Origin of the sequence: Nocardiopsis ganjiahuensis DSM 45031, from assembly GCF_000341085.1 — a bacterium.
In the GTDB taxonomy this organism is placed as follows: Bacteria; Actinomycetota; Actinomycetes; order Streptosporangiales; family Streptosporangiaceae; genus Nocardiopsis; species Nocardiopsis ganjiahuensis.
In genome coordinates this window covers 42,258-59,979 of record NZ_ANBA01000004.1, presented here as the reverse complement: position 1 = coordinate 59,979, position 17,722 = coordinate 42,258, and the positions used below count along the sequence as shown (strand labels likewise).

Annotated in this window: 14 protein-coding genes and 1 pseudogene; 10 read left to right on the top strand and 5 right to left on the bottom strand. The window is 70.7% G+C overall.

Annotated features, from left to right (window positions below; translation table 11 throughout):
- Positions 1-197: 197 nt before the first annotated feature.
- Positions 198-1,763: an MFS transporter gene (locus D458_RS0105020; protein ID WP_017585633.1), complete on the top strand. Its 1,566-nt coding sequence runs from the start codon at positions 198-200 to the stop codon at positions 1,761-1,763.
- On the opposite strand, the gene D458_RS0105015 is transcribed toward D458_RS0105020, so the two are convergent.
- The 3 genes from D458_RS0105015 to D458_RS0105005 all read right to left on the bottom strand — a co-directional run bounded on the left by D458_RS0105015 (position 1,738) and on the right by D458_RS0105005 (position 4,309).
- Positions 1,738-2,409, bottom strand: a complete 672-nt coding sequence (locus D458_RS0105015; RefSeq protein ID WP_017585632.1) for a DUF6518 family protein — start codon at positions 2,407-2,409, stop codon at positions 1,738-1,740. The genes D458_RS0105020 and D458_RS0105015 overlap by 26 nt on opposite strands.
- Positions 2,410-2,474: 65 nt before the next feature.
- Positions 2,475-3,971 (bottom strand): DUF7059 domain-containing protein, encoded by a 1,497-nt coding sequence (locus D458_RS0105010; RefSeq protein ID WP_017585631.1) that lies wholly within the window; start codon positions 3,969-3,971, stop codon positions 2,475-2,477.
- 50 nt (positions 3,972-4,021) lie between these two features.
- Entirely contained in the window at positions 4,022-4,309 is a 288-nt protein-coding gene (locus tag D458_RS0105005) for a DUF2530 domain-containing protein (protein ID WP_017585630.1), read from the bottom strand.
- Between the two features lie 220 nt (positions 4,310-4,529).
- Between D458_RS0105005 and D458_RS0105000 the strand changes: the two genes are divergently transcribed.
- Both D458_RS0105000 and D458_RS0104995 read left to right on the top strand, forming a co-directional pair.
- The gene (locus tag D458_RS0105000; RefSeq protein WP_017585629.1) at positions 4,530-5,981 is read left to right on the top strand and encodes an NCS2 family permease; all 1,452 of its coding nucleotides are present in this window, start codon (positions 4,530-4,532) and stop codon (positions 5,979-5,981) included.
- A gap of 169 nt (positions 5,982-6,150) precedes the next feature.
- Positions 6,151-7,587, top strand: coding sequence for an MFS transporter (locus D458_RS0104995; RefSeq protein ID WP_017585628.1), 1,437 nt, complete (start codon positions 6,151-6,153; stop codon positions 7,585-7,587).
- Here the strand turns inward: D458_RS0104995 and D458_RS37355 are convergent.
- Positions 7,501-8,112, bottom strand: a pseudogene (locus D458_RS37355) (sulfite exporter TauE/SafE family protein); the annotation flags it as partial. The gene D458_RS0104995 and the pseudogene D458_RS37355 sit on opposite strands and share 87 nt — an antisense overlap.
- A 121-nt stretch (positions 8,113-8,233) precedes the next feature.
- Between D458_RS37355 and thpR the strand changes: the two are divergent.
- The 4 genes from thpR (at position 8,234) to D458_RS0104965 (ending at position 11,100) form a co-directional block, all read left to right on the top strand.
- On the top strand, positions 8,234-8,827 hold the full coding sequence (gene thpR, locus D458_RS0104985) for an RNA 2',3'-cyclic phosphodiesterase (RefSeq protein ID WP_017585626.1): 594 nt from the start codon (positions 8,234-8,236) through the stop codon (positions 8,825-8,827).
- A gap of 208 nt (positions 8,828-9,035) precedes the next feature.
- Entirely contained in the window at positions 9,036-10,253 is a 1,218-nt protein-coding gene (locus D458_RS0104975) for an MFS transporter (RefSeq protein ID WP_040702191.1), read from the top strand.
- A gap of 70 nt (positions 10,254-10,323) precedes the next feature.
- Positions 10,324-10,677 carry a MerR family transcriptional regulator gene (locus D458_RS0104970; RefSeq protein ID WP_017585623.1) on the top strand — a complete coding sequence of 118 codons (354 nt, stop codon included), beginning with the start codon at positions 10,324-10,326 and terminating at the stop codon, positions 10,675-10,677.
- Positions 10,678-10,713: 36 nt separating this feature from the next.
- On the top strand, positions 10,714-11,100 hold the full coding sequence (locus D458_RS0104965) for a PPOX class F420-dependent oxidoreductase (protein ID WP_017585622.1): 387 nt from the start codon (positions 10,714-10,716) through the stop codon (positions 11,098-11,100).
- A 5-nt stretch (positions 11,101-11,105) separates the two neighbouring features.
- Here the strand turns inward: D458_RS0104965 and D458_RS0104960 are convergent, their stop codons facing one another.
- Positions 11,106-11,831: a 3-keto-5-aminohexanoate cleavage protein gene (locus D458_RS0104960; RefSeq protein ID WP_017585621.1), complete on the bottom strand. Its 726-nt coding sequence runs from the start codon at positions 11,829-11,831 to the stop codon at positions 11,106-11,108.
- A 91-nt stretch (positions 11,832-11,922) separates the two neighbouring features.
- Between D458_RS0104960 and D458_RS0104955 the strand changes: the two genes are divergently transcribed.
- The 3 genes from D458_RS0104955 (at position 11,923) to D458_RS34740 (ending at position 17,714) form a co-directional block, all read left to right on the top strand.
- Positions 11,923-13,002, top strand: a complete 1,080-nt coding sequence (locus D458_RS0104955; RefSeq protein WP_017585620.1) for a hypothetical protein — start codon at positions 11,923-11,925, stop codon at positions 13,000-13,002.
- 2,227 nt (positions 13,003-15,229) lie between these two features.
- Entirely contained in the window at positions 15,230-16,009 is a 780-nt protein-coding gene (locus D458_RS0104950) for a MinD/ParA family ATP-binding protein (RefSeq protein WP_017585619.1), read from the top strand.
- A 73-nt stretch (positions 16,010-16,082) separates the two neighbouring features.
- Positions 16,083-17,714 carry a hypothetical protein gene (locus D458_RS34740; RefSeq protein WP_017585618.1) on the top strand — a complete coding sequence of 544 codons (1,632 nt, stop codon included), beginning with the start codon at positions 16,083-16,085 and terminating at the stop codon, positions 17,712-17,714.
- Positions 17,715-17,722 lie beyond the last annotated feature (8 nt).

Genomic DNA, 17,722 nt, shown 5'->3' with positions numbered 1-17,722 from the left:
AGCCGGCAGGGACCATCGACCCGTCGGTGGAAGCGGCCTTCAGCGCAGGGCACACCAGCGTGACCGGAGGCACCTTCGTGACCGCGCCCTCCGGTGGATAGGGTGGCGCGCGTGCGACCCGGCTCCGGTCCTCGACGCCGCGGTCCTGCCGGCCGGAGGCGAGGGGATCACCGCCCCGACCCCGGAGGAGAGCGCTTGTGAGCGACCTGAGCGAAGCAGGGGTCCAGCCGGTCTCCAAGGCCGGACGCTGGCTGGTCCTGGCCGCGGTCTCGGCCGGGCTGCTGCTGATCTCGGTGGACATGACGATCCTGTACACCGCGCTGCCCACCCTGAGCGCCGAACTCCGGGCCGACCCCTCGGAACGGCTCTGGATCATCAACGCCTACCCCCTGGTGACGGCGGGCCTGCTGCTGGGCGCCGGGACTCTCGGGGACCGGGTCGGCCACAAGCGGATGTACCTGATCGGGCTCGTGCTGTTCGGGGCCGCCTCACTGACCGCCGCCTACGCCATCACTCCCGTCATGCTGATCGCCGGGCGGGCCTTCCTCGCGGTGGGTGCCGCCGCGATGATGCCCGCCACGCTGTCGCTGATCCGCATCACCTTCGTGGACGAGCGCGAACGCGGGATCGCGATCGGTGTCTGGGGCACGATGGCGATGATCGGCGCGGCGATCGGGCCGATCGTCGGGGGCGCGCTGCTGGAGTTCTTCTGGTGGGGTTCGGTCTTCCTGGTGAACGTGCCGATCGTGCTGGTGGCGCTGGTCCTGGCGGCCGTGGTCGCGCCCGGCGGCTCGGGCGGCTCCGACCGGCCGTGGGACCTCCTCGCCTCCGTGCAGGTCATGGTCGGCCTGGTGGGTGTGGTCTACACGGTCAAGGAGGCCACTGGTCCGGAACCGTCCGCGCCGGCCGTGGCGGTGGCCCTGGCCGCGGCGGTCGCCGGGTTCTGGACCTTCGTGCGGCGCCAGCGCTCCCAGCCCTACCCCCTGATCGACTTCGCGCTCTTCCGCGACCCGCGCATCCTCATCGGGGTGCTCGCCGCGGGCATGGCGATGTTCGCGCTTGCGGGCGTGCAACTGGTGCTGACCCAGCGCCTGCAGCTGGTGCTGGGCCTCACCCCGTTCCAGTCCGGGCTGACCGTCGCCGCGACCGCCCTGGGCGCCCTGCCCGTGGGGGTGACCGCCGGTGCGTTGCTGTACCGCCTGGGCACCCGGCCGGTGATCGTCGCGGGACTGTTGACGACGGCCCTGGGCACCGTGGGGGTGCTGCTGTCCGCCTCGGCCCCGCTGGCCTGGACGGTCGCGGGCCTGCTGGTGGTCGGCGCGGGGACCGGCGCGGCGATGACGGCCGCCTCCGCGGCGATCGTGGGGAACGCGCCCGCCCACCGCGCGGGCATGGCCGCCTCGGTGGAGGAGGTCTCCTACGAGTTGGGCAGCCTGACCGGGGTCGCGGTCCTGGGCAGCCTGATGGCCGCCCTCTACGCCCGCACCGTGTCCCTGCCCGCGCGGGCGCCGGAGGCGGCCGGGGACGGCATGGACGAGGCCCGTGCCGCTGCCGAGGGGTTGGAGCCCGGTGCCGCCGCCGAGCTGCTGGACAGTGCGTCCCGGGCCTTCGACAACGGCTACACGGCCACCCTGGTCGTCGCCGCCGTGGTGCTGTTCGCGTCGGCCGCGTTCAGCTTCCTCCACAAACGCGGTCACGAGGGGCGCGGGGCCGGGGACCGGGGCGGGACGGGGACGGTCAGAACAGGGGGAAGAACTGAATGAGATCAGCCGTGTAGACCGCGTTGAAGGCCAGGGAGACCAGGGCGGTCGTGCCCACTGCCACCAGCGCGGGGACCGGGCGGGGGAAGGCGCGCACGATCGCCAGGAGCAGGAACAGCAGACCGACGGTGACCGAGCCGGTCCAGTACGCGGCGGGGGTGGTGGCGGCGATCACGGTGAGCCCGTAGACACCCTCGCCGACCAGCACACCGCTCATGGCTCCCACCGCGAGCGGGGCGATCCGGGAACGGACCCCGAGCTCGTGGCCGCCCCACCCCAGGAACGGGCCCACCGCGACGGCGGCGACGATCCAGAAGAGCGACGAACCCAGGGACACCGCGAAGCCGCGCAGAACCGAGGCCGCGTCGTACCCGGCGACCATCGCGAACAGCGAGAGCACACCGACGGCCACGGCGAACCCCCGGCGCGGGCACCGCAGTGCCAGGAGGAAGGCGACCAGGCTCCAGGAACCGGCGGAGTTGGCCATCGGGTGCAGCACGTCGGGGAGGAACCCCTGCGCGAACGAGGTGAGGAACCCGACGAGCAGGCCCACCCCCACGGAGGCGCCCAGGTGGACCCAGGGTGAGCGGCCCCGGCTCGGATCCTCCTCGGGCCCGCCGGCGGGACGGACGGTCGGCTCGGTGGACACGGTAGGACTCCTCGGTGGCGGCGCTGTTCTCCTCGGCTATCGCCGCAGTGGGCCGAGGGGGTTCGCTAGCGCGCGACGCGGAAGAACCCCTCGGAGATCAGGGTGCGCAGGGCCTCCGGGGTGCGTTCGCGGATCATGACCGGGTCCTCGCCCATGAGTTCGGCGATGGCGTCCAGCAGCGGGCCGACCGGCATGGTGCCGTCGCAGACACTGGCCAGGGCCGCCTCCACGGTGCCGATGCGGGCCACCCGGCGCAGCCCTTCGCGCTGGCGCAGCACGATCTTCTCCGGGTCGGGCGCCCCGGGCACGGCCACGCGCTCCTCGACCACGTTCGGCGCCAGCGCCACGTGGGCGGCCAGCAGCGCGGCGTCGGTGAGGCGGTGGGCGGTCATCGCCCCGTCCACCACGTCCGGCAGGTAGGGGCCGACCGGCTGCTGGACGTCGTGCCGCAGCTCCTCCACCTTCACGGTGGCGTCCTGGGCGACGTCGTTGCGCAGGCTGATCCAGCCGAAGCCGATGCCCCTGATGCCCTCACGGTCGAAGTAGTCCAACCAGGCGTCGTAGCGCCGGTTGTACTCGGGGGTGCCGTGCTCGCAGGAGTCGCGCAGCCACAGCTCCACGTACTCGGCGGGGTCCTGGACGTCGCGCTGCACGACCCAGCCGGAGCAGCCGGTGCCGGTGATCCAGCCGCCGACCCGGTCCTCCCAGTCGTCGCTGTCGGTGTGCGTCCAGTTGGCGAGGAACTGCCCCCAGCCGCCCTCGGTGAGGTAGGTGGGCGCCTGCCGGACCAGTTCGGCGCACACGGTGTCGCCGGGCAGGTCGGACTCACGGTAGGTGTAGCGGGCCGCCTCGGGGGTGATGACGAACGGCGGGTTGGACACGATCAGGTCGAAGCGCTCACCCTTGACCGGCTCGAACAGCGAACCCTGGGCCAGCCGCGCGTCCGTGACCCCGGACAGCGCCAGGCTGATTCCGGCCAGGTGCACGGCGCGCGGGTTGAGGTCGGTGGCGACCACCTCGCGGGCCCGCGAGGCCAGGTGCAGGGCCTGCACGCCGCAGCCCGTGCCGAGGTCCAGGGCGCGCTCGAAGGGCCCGTCGACGATCAGCCGGGAGAGGTTGGCGGAGGCGCCGCCCGCACCGACCACGTGGTCGTGGCCGGGGACGGCCCCGCTGCCGGGGCGCACCTTGGGGTCGGAGACGACGAACCCGGGGCGGTCGTCCTCCAGTTCCCAGGGGCCCAGGTGGACGAGGGCGCGCACGACGGGGCCGTCGGCGCCCTCCTCGACGGTGACCAGCCCGGCCTCGGCGAGTTCGTCGACGGGGAGGATGGATCGGGCCGCCCGTGCCGGAATGGGGGTCTGGAGCCACCAAAGGCGCAGGAGCAGTCCGAGGCGTTCCTCCCCGCCCGTGGCGCGGAGTGCGGGCACGAGCTGCTCGCGGGCCAGGGCTTTGGCTGCGGCGTCGCCGAGTCGGTCGCGCACCCCGGACACCGTGTAGTCGGCGTCGATGAGGATGCCGCGGAGGCGGTCGGCGAGTCCGCGCGGGAATTCTGTCTCAGACACCCGCCCATTATCGGTCAGGTGACGAAGTGCCCCGGTGTGGCGGGGCCGACTCAGCGGGTCCCGGGGTCGGGGACACCCCGGCCGGCGGTCCGGTCGGCGGCGCGATCCGCCGCCTCGTCGCGCTTGCGGAACAGGTACGGGATGTAGAGGAAACCGAAGACGCCGAGGGCGATCCCGGTCACACACACGCCGATCCACCACTGTTCCGACGCGGGCAGGCCGTCTCCCATGGCGAGGAGCACCACGAGCGCGATCGCCCACGCGACCGTGCCGATGGCGGCCGGGACTCGGTAGTCGCTCTCGTGGACTTCGGGGTCTGGCTGGCGAGGTTTGGGCACGGATCCAGGCTATCCGGTGGTCCGTCGGCGGGGGGAGCGGCTGGTGTCGCCCGTGGTCAGGGGCGGGATGCGTTGGTCACATCCGACCGAAGGATCATCCCACCACATGGTGTTTTCTATGAAGCGAACGTGAAACACGTGACTGTTGTTGTACGAAGATGCAACTAATCTGGCGCAGAATCCTTGTTGTCCAGTAACACGACCAGGTCAGGCTGACGACGTGAACGCATCAAAATCCTCCCCCACTGATCAGTCCAGGCAGCCCAAGGGCGCCCTGGACCGCTTCTTCCGCATCTCCGAGCGCGGCTCCACCGTCGGCACGGAGATCCGCGGCGGCATGGCGACCTTCTTCGCCATGGCCTACATCGTCGTCCTCAACCCGCTGATCATCGGTACCGCCGAGGATGTCAACGGTGAGACCCTGGGCATCCCCGGCGTCGCCGCGATGACAGCCCTGGTCGCAGCCCTCTCCTGTGTCCTCATGGGCGTGGTCAGCCGTTACCCGTTCGCCATCGCGGCGGGTATGGGCCTGAACGCCGTCGTCGCCTACGGCATCGCGCCGCTGATGTCCTGGGCCGACGTCTTCCTGCTGATCATCATCGAGGGCGTCCTGCTCCTCATCCTGGTGCTGACCGGCTTCCGTACCGCGGTCTTCTCCGCCATCCCGCCCGGCCTGAAGGTCGCCATCGCCGTCGGTGTCGGCCTCTTCCTGGCCTTCATCGGCCTGGTCAACGCGGGCTTCGTGCAGGCCGGCGAGGGCACCCCGGTCCAGCTCGGCAACGGCGGCCTCAACGGCTGGCCGATCCTGATCTTCGTCGTCGGCCTGCTCCTGAGCATCGCCCTCTACGTGCGCAACGTGCGCGGTGCGCTCCTCATCGGCATCGTGGTCACCACCGTGATCGCGATCGTGGTCGAGACCCTTCTGGGCGACGGCGGAGAGGGCCTCGGCTGGGGCCTGACCGTCCCGAGCCTTCCCACGAGCCTGGGCGACGTGGTCGCGGTGCCCGACATCTCGCTCCTGGGCCTGTTCGCCGAGGGCGGTCTCTCCGGACGCTTCGCGGACGTCGGTGTCGCCACCGTCGTGATGCTGGCCTTCACGCTGCTCCTGGCCGACTTCTTCGACACCATGGGGACCATGGTGGGTGTCGCCCAGCAGGGCGGCCTCGCTGACGAGGACGGCAACATCGAGGGCAGCCGCGGAGTCCTGGCCGCCGACGCCATCGGTACCGTCCTGGGCGGTGTGGGCTCGGCCTCCGTGGCGACTGTCTACGCCGAGTCCGCCGCCGGTGTCGGTGAGGGCGCCCGGACGGGTATCGCCCCGATCGTCACCGGAGCGATGTTCGTGGTGGCGACCCTGTTCACCCCGCTGGTCACCCTGGTGCCCTTCGAGGCGGCCACCCCGGTGCTGGTCATCGTCGGTTTCATGATGATGACCCAGGTGACCAACATCGACTTCAAGGACCCGGCCATCGGCATCGGCTCCTTCCTGGCGATCATCATGATGCCGTTCACCTACTCGATCGCGAACGGGATCGGGTTCGGCCTGCTCGCCTACGCCTTCGTCATGCTGGTCACGGGGCGGGCCCGCCGGGTCCACCCCCTCCTCTGGCTGATCTCGGTGGTCTTCCTGATCCACTTCGCCGAGGCGCCGATCTACGCGCTGATCGGCTGATCCCTCCCCGCCACGGCGGTTGACACCCCGCTCGCGGGGAATGCGCGGCACGGTGAACGGCGTTGGCTCAGATGATGAGTCAACGCCGTTTACTTCTCCGTCTCCGTAGCCACGTTCCGGTGGCCGTTTCAGTCCTTCCCCGGTACCCACTCCCCACGGGGAGGGACTGATGCGCCGTATCGCGATGTTCCGTTCCCTGGCCGTCCGCAACTACCGGATCTACGCCCTCGGCCAGCTGATCTCCAACCCCGGCACCTGGATGCAGCGCATCGCCCAGGACTGGCTGGTCCTCCAGCTCAGCGGCGGCAGCGGCATCGCGCTGGGGATGACCACCGCGCTCCAGTTCCTGCCCATGCTCTTCTTCGGGCTCTGGGGCGGCGCCATGGTCGACCGCTTCGACAAACGCAAGCTGCTGATCCTCACCCAGGCCGGCATGGGCGTGCTCGCCGTCGCCCTGGGCGTCCTGGCCACACTCGGCGCCGCCGAGGTCTGGCACGTCTACGTGTTCGCCTTCGGCCTGGGCATGATCACCGTGCTCGACAACCCGGGACGCCAGGCGTTCGTCCCGGAGATGGTCGACCGGGACCTGCTCCCCAACGCGATCGCCCTGAACAGCGCCAGCTTCCAGCTGGGCCGGGTCACCGGTCCCGCCATCGCCGGCCTGCTCATCGGCCTGATCGGCAGCGGGCCCGTGTTCATGATCAACGGGCTCTCGTTCGCCTTCACGATCGCCGCGCTGCTGATGGTCCGCACCGCCGACCTCAACCCCACCGAACGCATGCCGCGCGGCAAGGGGCAGATCCGGGCGGGGCTGAGCTACATCGGGGGCAGGCGCGACCTGGTGCTGCTCCTGGTCCTCGCGGGATCGGTGCAGTTCTTCGGCGCCAACGGGCAGAACCAGATCGCCCTCATGGTCAACAACGTGTTCGAGGCCGGCGCCGAGGCCTTCGGAGTGGCGGCCGCGGCGCTCGCGGTGGGCGCGCTGATCGGCGCCCTGCTGGCCGCGCGGCGCGACCGCCCGCGCCTCAAACTGGTGCTGATCGGCTCGATGGGGTTCGGCGTCACCCAGCTCCTGGCGGGGCTGATGCCGGGCTACGTGGCGTTCGTACTGGTCCTGGTCCCGATGGGCGTGCTCTTCATGACCTTCGTGACCACGCTCAACGCCACCTTCCAGATGAGCGTCGATCCGCAGATGCGCGGCCGTGTGATGAGCATGTTCCTGCTGGTGTTCATGGGCGTGGCCCCGATCGGCGCCCCGGTGGTGGGCCTGATCGCCGACGCCTTCGGACCGCAGGCCAGCCTGTTCACGGGCGGCGCGGTGACCGTCGTGGTGGTCAGCGTGCTCTCCGTGCTGCTGATGCGCACCAAGGGTGTCGCTGTCCGCGACCTCCTGCCCCGGCGGTGGCGCAGGGCCGAGACCGCTCCGGCGGGTTCAGGCCGTGACCACGCGGGTGACCACGGAGACGGAGCTGACCGCCAGCAGCACCAGCACGGCGCGGCGGAACAGCTCGGCGTCGAGCCTGAGGAAGAGGCGTTCACCGACGAGGGTCCCGATCAGCAGGGCCGGGGCGCCGAGCAGCAGCAGAACGCCGATCTGCGGGGTTAGCTGCTCCCCGGCCCCGAACCCCACCAGCGTCGCCACGCTCGTCGCGGAGAACGTCACGGCGAGTGTGGCCCGCTGGACCCGGGGTTCCAGCTCGGCCAGCCTCGACCCCTGGAGTCCGGCCACCATGAGCGGGCCGTCGATGGCGGTCGAGGCGAACGCCGCGCCCGAGAGCGCACTCATCCCGGCGACCGCGTACATCCCGCCGGGGACGCGGACGCGCCGCCACACCAGGACCGTGCCGAGGACCACCGTGACCGCGATCAGTACCAGCAGGGTCTGCTCGGACAGGACGTTGAGCGCCCACAGACCGAAGGGCACCCCGGACAGGGCGCACACGAGCAGCAGCGGGGCGGCCCTCCGGTCCACGTGCGCCCGGTCCCGCAGCGCGACCCACAGGTTCAGCGGAACCGCCAGGGTCGCCGAGACCACCACGGCCGTCACCGGGTCCAGGAGCAGCGCCAGCGGTGGCACGGCGACGAGGGAGAACCCGAACCCCGCGGTGATCCGGACCAGGGCGGCCAGCACCAGGACCGCGAACACGCAGACGAGAAGGGACACGGAGGCGGCTCACAGGGCGAAGGCGGGAAGGGACCCGGTGACACTAACGGTTCCGACGCCTGTCGGGTACCGGAGAAAGGATGACCCCATGAGTCTGTTCGTCGCGATCCGGCCGTCCGAGGGGGTCCGCGACCGGTTGGCGGAGTCGGTACGCGCCGCCCGCCCCACGGCGCGGGGACTGCGCTGGACCCGACCGGAGGAGTGGCACCTCACGCTGGTCTTCCTCGGCGGGGCCGGGGCGCGGCTCCCCGAACTCTCCGCCGCGCTGGAGCGTGCGCTGGACGGGCACCCCGCACCGGACCTGGTCCTCGGCAACTGGGGCACCTTCCCCCGGCGCTCCGGTCCGGGGCCGCACCGGGCCTCGGTGCTGTGGGTCGGCGCGGCCGGGGACGGACTCCACGACCTCGCCGACGCCCTGGCCGCTGCCGCACGCGGTGCGGGGGTGCCCGTCCCGTCACGCCCCTTCGTGCCGCACGTCACCCTGGCCCGCGCCCGGCCGCCCCGGGACGTCGCCGACACCCTCCGCGTACTCGGCTCCGCGCCCTCCGCGGGCTGGCGGGCCGACCGTGTCCACCTCATGGAGAGCGGTGCCTCGGGGCGGGACCGCTACCGGACCGTCCGGACCTGGGGACTACCCTGGGGTAGCGAATCCCAACGAGACCCGGAGCGGGGCACGTCATGAGCATGCTCACCAACAACCGCAAGCAGCGCTGGCTGCTGCCAGTGGTGCTCGGCTCGATCATGCTCATCGTGGTCCTGGGCGCCCTCCTGGGCTGATCGGCGCCTTCGCGCCCGCGTCTCCCGCGCGACCGTCCTCGCACCCTCCGCGCGTCCGCCCCCGCGGTCCCGGTTTGACCCTGACACCGGTGTCAGGCTTCTACCGTGCCGCCATGTCCACTCACACGCTCCGCTCGGGCTGGCTGGTGTGCCTGGCCCTGACCGCCTTCGCCGTCGGGACCGACGACCTCGTCATCGCCGGGCTCCTCCCGGTCATCGCCCGCGACCTCGACGTCGGCGTCGCCGCCGCCGGCCAGCTCGTCACCGCCTTCTCCCTCACCTACGCCGTCGCGGCCCCGCCGTTGGCCGTGGCCACCGCGCGGGTGCCCCGTCGCACCCTCCTCCTCTGCGGACTCGCGCTGTTCGCCCTCACCAACCTGCTCACCGCCCTCGTGCCCACCTACGCCCTCCTGATGGCGATGCGGGTGATCGCCGCGCTGATCGCCGCCGCCCTCACCCCGGCCGCCTTCTCCATGGCGGCCGGGCTCGCCCCGCCCGGCCGGACCGGGCGCGCGGTCGGGGCGGTCGCGGCCGGGCTGACCGTCGCCCTCTTCCTCGGCGTGCCGATCGGAGCACTCCTGGGAGCCGCCTTCGGCTGGCGCTCGGCCTTCGTCGCCGTGGCGCTGCTGACCTGCGCGGTTCTCGCCGCCTCGGCCCTGCGCCTGCCCCAGCTCCCCGGGGCGCCGGACACCGGCGTCCGCGAGCAGCTGCGCCACCTGGGCCGACCGGCCGTCCTGATGTGCGTCACCGGCACGGTGGCGGGCGCCACCTGCGGTTTCATGACCTACACCTATGTCGCCCCGATCACCCGCGACCTCACCGGTGCCGGCGGGGCCGCCCTCGCCCCGCTGATCGCCGTGGTGGGCGCCGCCGGGGCCGTGGGCACCCTCCTGTGCGGCCGGGCCACCGACCGCTGGGGCGCCGACCGCGTCCTGATCGCCGCCTTCGCGGGGATGGTCGGGACCAGCCTGCTCCTGGCCGTGCTCGGGTACCTGGGCGGCGGAACCGCGCCGGTGTGGGTTCTGGGCTGTGTGCTGGCACTGTGGGGTTTCGCGGCCTGGGGCTTCGCCGCCCCGATGAACGCCCGCATCCTCCACCTGGCGGGGGACGGGGGCACCGAGGCCCTGGCCCTGAACACCGGCGGGCTGTACGTGGGCACGGCGCTGGCGGGTGCCGCTGGCGGCGCGGTCGTCGCCGGGTACGGAGGAGCCGGTGTGCCGGTCGCGGCCACCGCGGTCGGTCTGGCGGCCCTCGTGTTCATGGCGTTCTCGGTCCGGTGGTTCCCCGCCTCCGCGCCGTCGGCGCGGGAGAGCCGCGCCGACGCGGCCTGAGCGGCGGTTCGTAGGATGTGGAAGGGGTCCGGGCCACCGGAACGCACCCCCCATCGAGGACGGAGTCGGTATGCGGATCGGAGAACTCGCCGAACGCACGGGCGCCAGCCCGCGGTCCCTGCGGTACTACGAACAACGCGGCCTGCTCGCCTCCGAGCGGGCGGCCAACGGCTACCGCGAGTACGGGACGGAGGCCGTCGAGCGGGTGCGCAACATCCGGCTCCTCCTCGAGTCCGGGCTGACCTCCGAGGACATCCAGGAGCTGCGGAACTGCCTCGAACTCGACCTCGTCCGCGAGCCCGAGTGCGCGGAGGCGGTCGCCCTCTACGAACAGCGCCTCCAGGCGGTCCGGGAACGCATCGACGCGCTCACCGCCACCGAGCGGCGGCTCGAACGCCACCTGGCCGAAAGCGCCGAGGCGTAGAATCGCCGCACGTTCAGCCATCCCCAGGGAGCGAACATGAGCGTTTTCAGCGGCCCCGAACTCGCCTACCTCAGCGGGGGCGAGCGCAGGCTCGCCCGGGTGGCCACCGTCGGACCCGACGGCGACATCCACGTCACACCCGTCGGCTGGTCCCTCGCCGACGACGACACGGTCGTGGAGATCAGCGGCCACTCCTTCGAGCGCACCAAGAAGTTCCGCGACGTCCGGCGCACCGGGCGCGCCTCCCTGGTCATCGACGACGTCCTGCCGCCCTGGCAGCCGCGCGGCATCGAGATCCGGGGCCGGGCCGAAGCCGTCGAGGGGGACAACCCCCGTATCCGCGTCCATCCGAAGCGCATCGTCAGCTGGGGCATGGAAGCGGACGGCGAACCCGTGCCGCGCAGCGCCCGCGACGTCGGGTAGGACCGTCAGGCGGCCGCGGAGGCCAGGGTGACCGCGTGCTCCACGAGCGCCGCGTTGTCGTGCGCCTCCGTGCCGTCGGGCAGCCGCATCGTGTCCTCCAACCCGATCCGGATGTCCAGCCCGTCCTCCAGGGCCTGCTCCAGCATCGGCCAGGCCGTCGCGTCCGCGCCGTGCAGCATGCGCGGGACCCTCACCCCGGCCCGGTTCAGCACGGTGGTGATCGCCGCCGTGTTGCGCAGGGCGTCCTCCACCGACACCTGGGTCGGCTCCACCAGAACCGACGCCACCTCCACCCGGGTGGCGGCCAGGATGCGGGCCGCGTCCACCGTCCACACCCCCGCCTCCACCTCCACCCGGCGGTCGCCCAGCAGATGGACCAGGTCCACCGACCCCGCCTCGTGCAGGTTCACCGACACCGAGTCGGGCAACAGCGGCGAGGCCCATCTCTGCACGAGGTCGTAGCGACGCCAGGGGTCGGACTCCGCCGACAGGGAGGTGGTCAGCGACACCGGCACGTCGGGTCCGTCCGAGCGCATCCGCTCCATCAGCGCCGCCACCACCTGGGGTTCCAGGGACTCCGCGCCCCGGGAGTCGCGCGGGTGTATGTGGAGGCCGGTGGCGCCCGCGGCCACCACGGCGTGGGCATCGGTGACGAGTTGGTCGACGGACACGGGCAGGGCTGGGTGCGCACCCGGTCGGCGATCACCGTTGAGACAGGCGACGATCCTCATGGGCATCTCCTTACGGCGCTCTGTAAGCCGAATGTGCCCGCTCGCACCCGGGTGCAAGCCCCCCGGTGCTCCCCCTGGCAGGATGGCGGGCATGAGAAGAGCTCTGGCCCTCGCCGCGGCCGCCCTGTTCGCGCTCGGTCCGGCGGTACCCGCCACGGCGGCCCCCGTGGACCCCGAGGACGGGACGGGGGGATTCGACTACCCGCGCGGGAGCGAGGGCCCCGAGGGTTCGGAGATCGCCTTCGAGTTCCAGGACGACCGCATCTCCGAGTCCAGCGGGCTGGCGCCCTCGCTGAGGCACGAGGGCGTGTGGTGGACGCACAACGACAGCGGCGACCACCTGGCCGAGGTGTACGCGGTGAACGAGGAGGGCGAGACGCTCGCGACCGTCACCCTGAACGTGGAGCGCCGCGACTGGGAGGCGGTCAGCGTCGCCCAGGGACCCGAAGGCGAACCCGCGGTGTTCGTCGGCGACATCGGCGACAACTTCGGCGGCGGCTGGCCGAACGTCCGCGTCTACCACTTCACCGAACCCGAGGTCCTGGGCGACCTGGTCCTGGACCCGTCGGTGCTCACCTTCACCTACGAGGACGGGGGCCGCGACGCCGAGGGGATGATGATCGACCCGCGCGACGGCCGCCTGTACGTGGTGTCCAAGGAGTTCGCGGGCAGTGTGTACGCCGCCCCCGAGAACCTGGACCCGGACGGCGAGAACGTCCTGAGCAGGGTTGACTCCGCGCCGTTGTTCTCCACCGACGCCGCGTTCAGCCCGGACGGGACCCGCTACGCCATCCGCACCTACTGGGGCGTGACCCTCTACGACGCCACCGACGGGGTGCCGGGCGCCTCGGTGGGCTCCTTCGACCTGCCGGAGATGGACCAGGGCGAGTCGGTGGCCTTCACCCCGGACGGCACCGCTCTGATGGCCGGGACCGAGGGCATGAACTCCCGGGTCTGGAGGATCCCGCTGGAGGGCGACCAGCGCCCCGACGCCGCGGCCGAGACCGGTGACGAGAGCGCGGACGAGGAGGGCGCGGACGCCTCCCCGGTCGTGGACAGGGAGGACGCCGAGGAGGGAAGCTCCTTCGGCGCCACACCGCTCATCCTGGGCGGCATCGCCGTCGCCGCCGTCCTGATCGGCGGCATCGTCCTCCTGGTCCGCCGCACCTGACCGCCCCCGGGAGCCCGAACCAGCAGACCTCCCGGTGCGTCCCACCCCGGTGATCCGGGCGGCGGCCGCCCGGCGGCTAAGGGCAGGTGGGCTGGTGACCGCGCCTCGCGAGACAGCGGCACTCCGGAACACGGACGGGTGTTGCCCCGGAGATCTCTCCGATCCTTCCCCCTGGCGGCCCTGGCAGCGGCAGCCGTGGCCCTGGCGGTGGCGGTCGGGACCGCGGAGGGCGGCCGGTTCGTCCACCTCGAACACCGGGAGAAGCCGGAGAACACGCCGTCCACGCCGTCCTCGAAGAAGGCCTCGTGCTCGGCGCAGGCGCGGGGAACAGGAGAAGGAACGCTCTGTGGTCAGGATTCTCCCAGCTCGTACGGACCTCGATCCGCACATCGAAGATCAGTGCTGCGTACAGGCCATCGCTCTCCCGGTCAACGCGCGGTGCCCTCTTCCTCCAGGTGATGGCCCAGAGAAACGTCCTGAACCACTTGTTGGCCATATGGGGGTGTTGTCCCTGCTCCGTGCGCATAGGGATAGAAAAAGCAGCCGTGTGCGCCGACGAGTGATTTATCGAATATGTGGCGAACCAACTACCGTGCAGGACGGTCACAGTAGTGCGACCGTGTGCTCAGGAGCCACCTGAGTGGCACGGCGGGCTCTCTGTGGAGCTTTGCGCCCCGACGCGTGAATCCAGAGCACTGCCCTTCGGATGGACCTGTGTAGTTGCGCTCACCCGAGGAGAGAGGTCATGAGAACAGATCACGGACAGGTGCCGGATTTTCCGAGGATTACCGCAGAGATCGTCGACGACACACGGGCCAGGGTGATGGTCAACGGTGTGGCGCACGCTGTGTCCCACGAGGATGTTTCCAAACTGAGGGTCGAAGTCGTGGCCGTGATCGCGGATACCGCGAGGAAACTGAAGCGCCCTGTTCGCGCTCGAACAATCGACGCCTCGGGTGAGTGGCCCCTGATCGTCTACGAAGACGGGGCTGTCGAGAGCGATACGTCCGTTGAACTGCCCAAACAGAAGAAAGAGAAGCCGGCCAAGAAGACCCAGAGGGTTGAGCCGACCTCTGATTCCAAGCCCCAGAAGAAGCGCCGCTTTCGCCTGAGAGGGGGAGGCAGGACCGCGTCGGAGGGCATCAGCGAGTCCACCGGTGGAGTACTTCCATCTGAGTCGCACTCACCAGCCGCCGCCGACCCTCACGAGGCTTTCGACCGGCCGCAGGGAACGGTGGGTCACCTTCCTGAACCCCAGGGAACAGTAGGCCAGGGCCCCGAACCCCAGTCCCGGCCTCCGGCACCGTTCACGAGGTCTCCGGAGCCGGTCTCCTCGGCGGGGGAGGGAAACGACCGGGCCGAACCGGAGACGAACGCGCCACGGCCCGAGGCCGATGCGGCGCCAGCTCCCCAGATCCCTGTCGGCGGGACCGCCCCTGGAGCCGAACCCTCCGGACCGTCATCCGGACCGCTGACGGCCGCGTTGCCTGCGGACGAGAAGCCCTCGGTGAAGAGCCCGGCGCCTTCGGTGGCGGAGGGCGGACCCAGTGTCGAGCCGAGCCCGGGCCAGGCAGCCGGACAGGTGTCGGTGGAGGCCGTTCAACCGGAGCCCGAACGGATCGAGCGCACGGAGGACGAGATCGTAGACGTCTCTTCGAGTCTGGGGGAATCCTTCGGGCCGCTCACGGAGGCGAGGACTCCTCCTGACACTCCTTCGAAGGAGGCCGTTCCTGGGCCCCGAGCCGCTCGTGCTGACCATGCTCCTCCCAACTCCGCCCCCGTCCCTGGGCTGGGTTCGCTGCATGGACAACCGGTGTCTCCTCCCGGGGGCCCCGGTTCCGACAGCTCCGGAGGAGGTCCGTCGGCAGGAAGGTCCGCTGTGCCCGGGGTGCCGCCGGGGCCCTCCGCTCACCCGGGTTTCGCAGACGCTCCACCGCGACAGCGCCCCGCAGCGTCCTCTGAGCCTGCTGCGCCGGCCAGCCCTGACGGTATGCCGCCGACGTCGGGTATCAGTCCAGCGGAAGCCGTGAACGCCTGGCAGAGCGCAATGAACGAGCTCAACAGGGAACGGGTGCCCACCGGGCCGCAGCCCACGGCCGGGGCGGCGAATACCGCGACCGGTCCACTCGTGTCGTTGAGGCCCCGTTCGGGTGGGCTTCGTCGCTTCCTGCCCGGACTCGGAGACAAAGCCCAGCGAGCCGGTGACCAGCTCAGCCACGCTGACTTCATGAGCGGCATCCAGATCCCGCTCCCCGTGCACCGCAGGATCACCGTACTCAGCCTCAAGGGGGGTGTCGGCAAGACCACCGCCTCCGTACTGCTCGGATCCTTCCTCGCCTCCGCCAGGGAGAGCAGGGTGGTCGTTGTGGACGCCAACCCCGACCGGGGCACGTTGCGTGATCGGATCCTGCTTCAGAACAAGCAGACCCTGCATGACCTGAGCTCCCGAGCCGAGCAGATCGGCAGCTACACCGAACTCCGTCAGTACGTGTCCGTGAATGATGCCAGGCTGCACGCCCTGGTCGCCCCAGCGGTGCCCACCACGCATGGTGGCATCGACGAGAAGCGTTACCGCGCGGTGGCGGACCTCCTGGGCAGGTACTACGACCTTGTCCTCAACGACTGCGGAACCGGCCTGTACCGGCCCGGAATGTCCGAAGTGCTGGGGATGACGGATCAGGTGATCGTCGTGCTCGAACCCTCCCTGGACTCGGTGAGATCAGCCGAATCGACCTTCTCCTGGTTGGCGCAGAACGGATATCAGGATCTGGCGAACCGGGCGATCGTCGTCATCACCCGCGTGGATCGCAAGGCTGCGCCCAGCCAGGAGATCAAGGATCTGGAGAGCCGGATCGATCGGTCCACCGGCGGGGTCGTGCGCATTCCCTACGACGAACACCTGGCCGACGGCGGGGTCATCCACCTGGAACGCCTCCAGGAACCCACCCGCTCCGCCTGCCGACGTATGGCCCTCTTGACTGTGGAAGGGCTTGCGAGGATGCGTTGAGTTCTCCGAGCCTCTCGGTTCCGCTTCAGCCCGCACGCCCCATGGATGGGCTTCCCCCGAACGAGGATGACGGATGTACGTCGAACAGCCGAACGACGGTGTCGATGAGATGCTCCAGCAGGTGTTCCAGACCGGAATGAGTCTGGCCCGCCACACAGGCGCTCGAAGCGCGCGCAAGTTCATGAGACAGAACTACGCAGCCGGGCGTACGGGGGTGAAGGACGTACCGCGGCACAACCGGTCACCGAAGGAGAACCGGCAGCACCGCCGGCAGAGCATCAGGAACATGCGGGGCATGGGCCGAGACGGGTGGTGGCGGGACGCCAACCCCGAGAAGATCGCGACCGCCTCCGCCAACCTGCGCGAACATGCCGGCGGCAGCTTGCTGGCACGCTTGCTCTACCGGAGGTTCCGGCGCCAGTGCGAGAAGCGCTGGGGTATCGATCCGGAACGTGTGCACCAGACCTACGGGCAGCAGGTTCCCGACCGGCAGGCGGCTTTCAGCGGTTTCCGACAGGACTCCCAGAATCTCCGCGCGAACAATGCTCGAGAGGCTGAGGGGCTGGCCGGGTTCCACGAGAACCAGAGGCATGTGTTCGCGAACCGTCAGTTCCAGCAGGAGCAGTTCCAGGCGGACTACATGGTCGTGCTGGTTCCGACCTCCGTGATCAACGACCCGTGGGTCGCGGCCGGTAGAGAGCATCAGGAGCGGCAGGCCGCAGAGCGTAGCGCCCTGGCCGAATCGAAGGATGACCAGGAGACCGTTTCCGAGGCGGAGAAAGCAGTCGAAGAGCCGTCTCAGGACGAGGCGGTTTCCCAGGAGGCGCCTGAAGCCGAGGAGGGGGTCGAGCAGGACAGTCTTGTCGAGGAGGCCCCCGAGGCCGAGGAGAGCGTGGAGGCCGAGGAGCGTGCCGAAGCCGAAGAAGCCACTGAGTCCGAGGCCGGCGCTGAGGCCGAGGAAGGCACTGAGGTAGAGGAAGGCGTCGCGGAGGAGGGGCCTGAGGTCGAGGGGGCCGAGGCTGAGGAGCGCTCTGACGCCGAGCAAGGTGCTGGGGCCGAGGAGGGAACCGAGGCCGAGGAGCGCTCTGAGATTGAGGAGAGCGTCGCGGAGGAGGGGCCTGAGGCCGAGGGAGCCCAGGTTGAGGAGCGCTCTGACGCCGAGCAAGGTGCTGAGACCGAGGCCGGCGCTGAGGCCGGGGAGGGGACCGAGGCCGAGGAGCGCTCTGAGGTCGAGGGGAGCGTCGCGGAGGAGGAGACCGAGGCCGAGGAAGGCGCCGAGGCAGGGGAAAGCGCCCAAGCTGAGGATCAGTCTCAGGATGAGGCAGTTTCACAGGAGACGCCTGAGGCCGAGGAGGGGGTCGAGCAGGACAGCGCTGCTCAGGAGGGCCCGGAAGCTGAGGGCCAGGGTGTGTCAGCCTCGAAGACCGGTCAGGGCCGGGAGGCCGACAACGGGCAGTCCACTGAGTCGGCTCCCCAGGAAAGCGGGGGAGCTTCCAGCCCCGGTCCTTCCACAGGACCGGAGCCGGGTCAGCAGGCCCCGCCCCAGCCGTCCTCGAACGAGCTGCTCGATGCGTCCGCGCAGAGGGCCGGAGGAGCCACACGAAAGGCTCCGGCCCAGCAGAGCGAAGGCGTCGGCCGCACCGGTCCTCAGGGCCCCAACCGCACTGTCGACCAGACGAGAAGCGGTCAGGGGACAGGTCGCTGAGTGTCTTC

Bases quoted from the DNA above. Each gene is read 5' to 3' on its own strand.
- thpR (WP_017585626.1), top strand. From the start codon at position 8,234: ATGAGTCTGTTCGTCGCGATCCGGCCGTCCGAGGGGGTCCGCGACCGG.
- D458_RS0104950 (WP_017585619.1), top strand. From the start codon at position 15,230: ATGAGCGGCATCCAGATCCCGCTCCCCGTGCACCGCAGGATCACCGTA.
- D458_RS0104960 (WP_017585621.1), bottom strand. From the start codon at position 11,831: ATGAGGATCGTCGCCTGTCTCAACGGTGATCGCCGACCGGGTGCGCAC.
- D458_RS0104970 (WP_017585623.1), top strand. From the start codon at position 10,324: ATGCGGATCGGAGAACTCGCCGAACGCACGGGCGCCAGCCCGCGGTCC.
- D458_RS0104975 (WP_040702191.1), top strand. From the start codon at position 9,036: ATGTCCACTCACACGCTCCGCTCGGGCTGGCTGGTGTGCCTGGCCCTG.
- D458_RS0104965 (WP_017585622.1), top strand. From the start codon at position 10,714: ATGAGCGTTTTCAGCGGCCCCGAACTCGCCTACCTCAGCGGGGGCGAG.
- D458_RS0104995 (WP_017585628.1), top strand. From the start codon at position 6,151: ATGCGCCGTATCGCGATGTTCCGTTCCCTGGCCGTCCGCAACTACCGG.
- D458_RS34740 (WP_017585618.1), top strand. From the start codon at position 16,083: ATGTACGTCGAACAGCCGAACGACGGTGTCGATGAGATGCTCCAGCAG.
- D458_RS0104955 (WP_017585620.1), top strand. From the start codon at position 11,923: ATGAGAAGAGCTCTGGCCCTCGCCGCGGCCGCCCTGTTCGCGCTCGGT.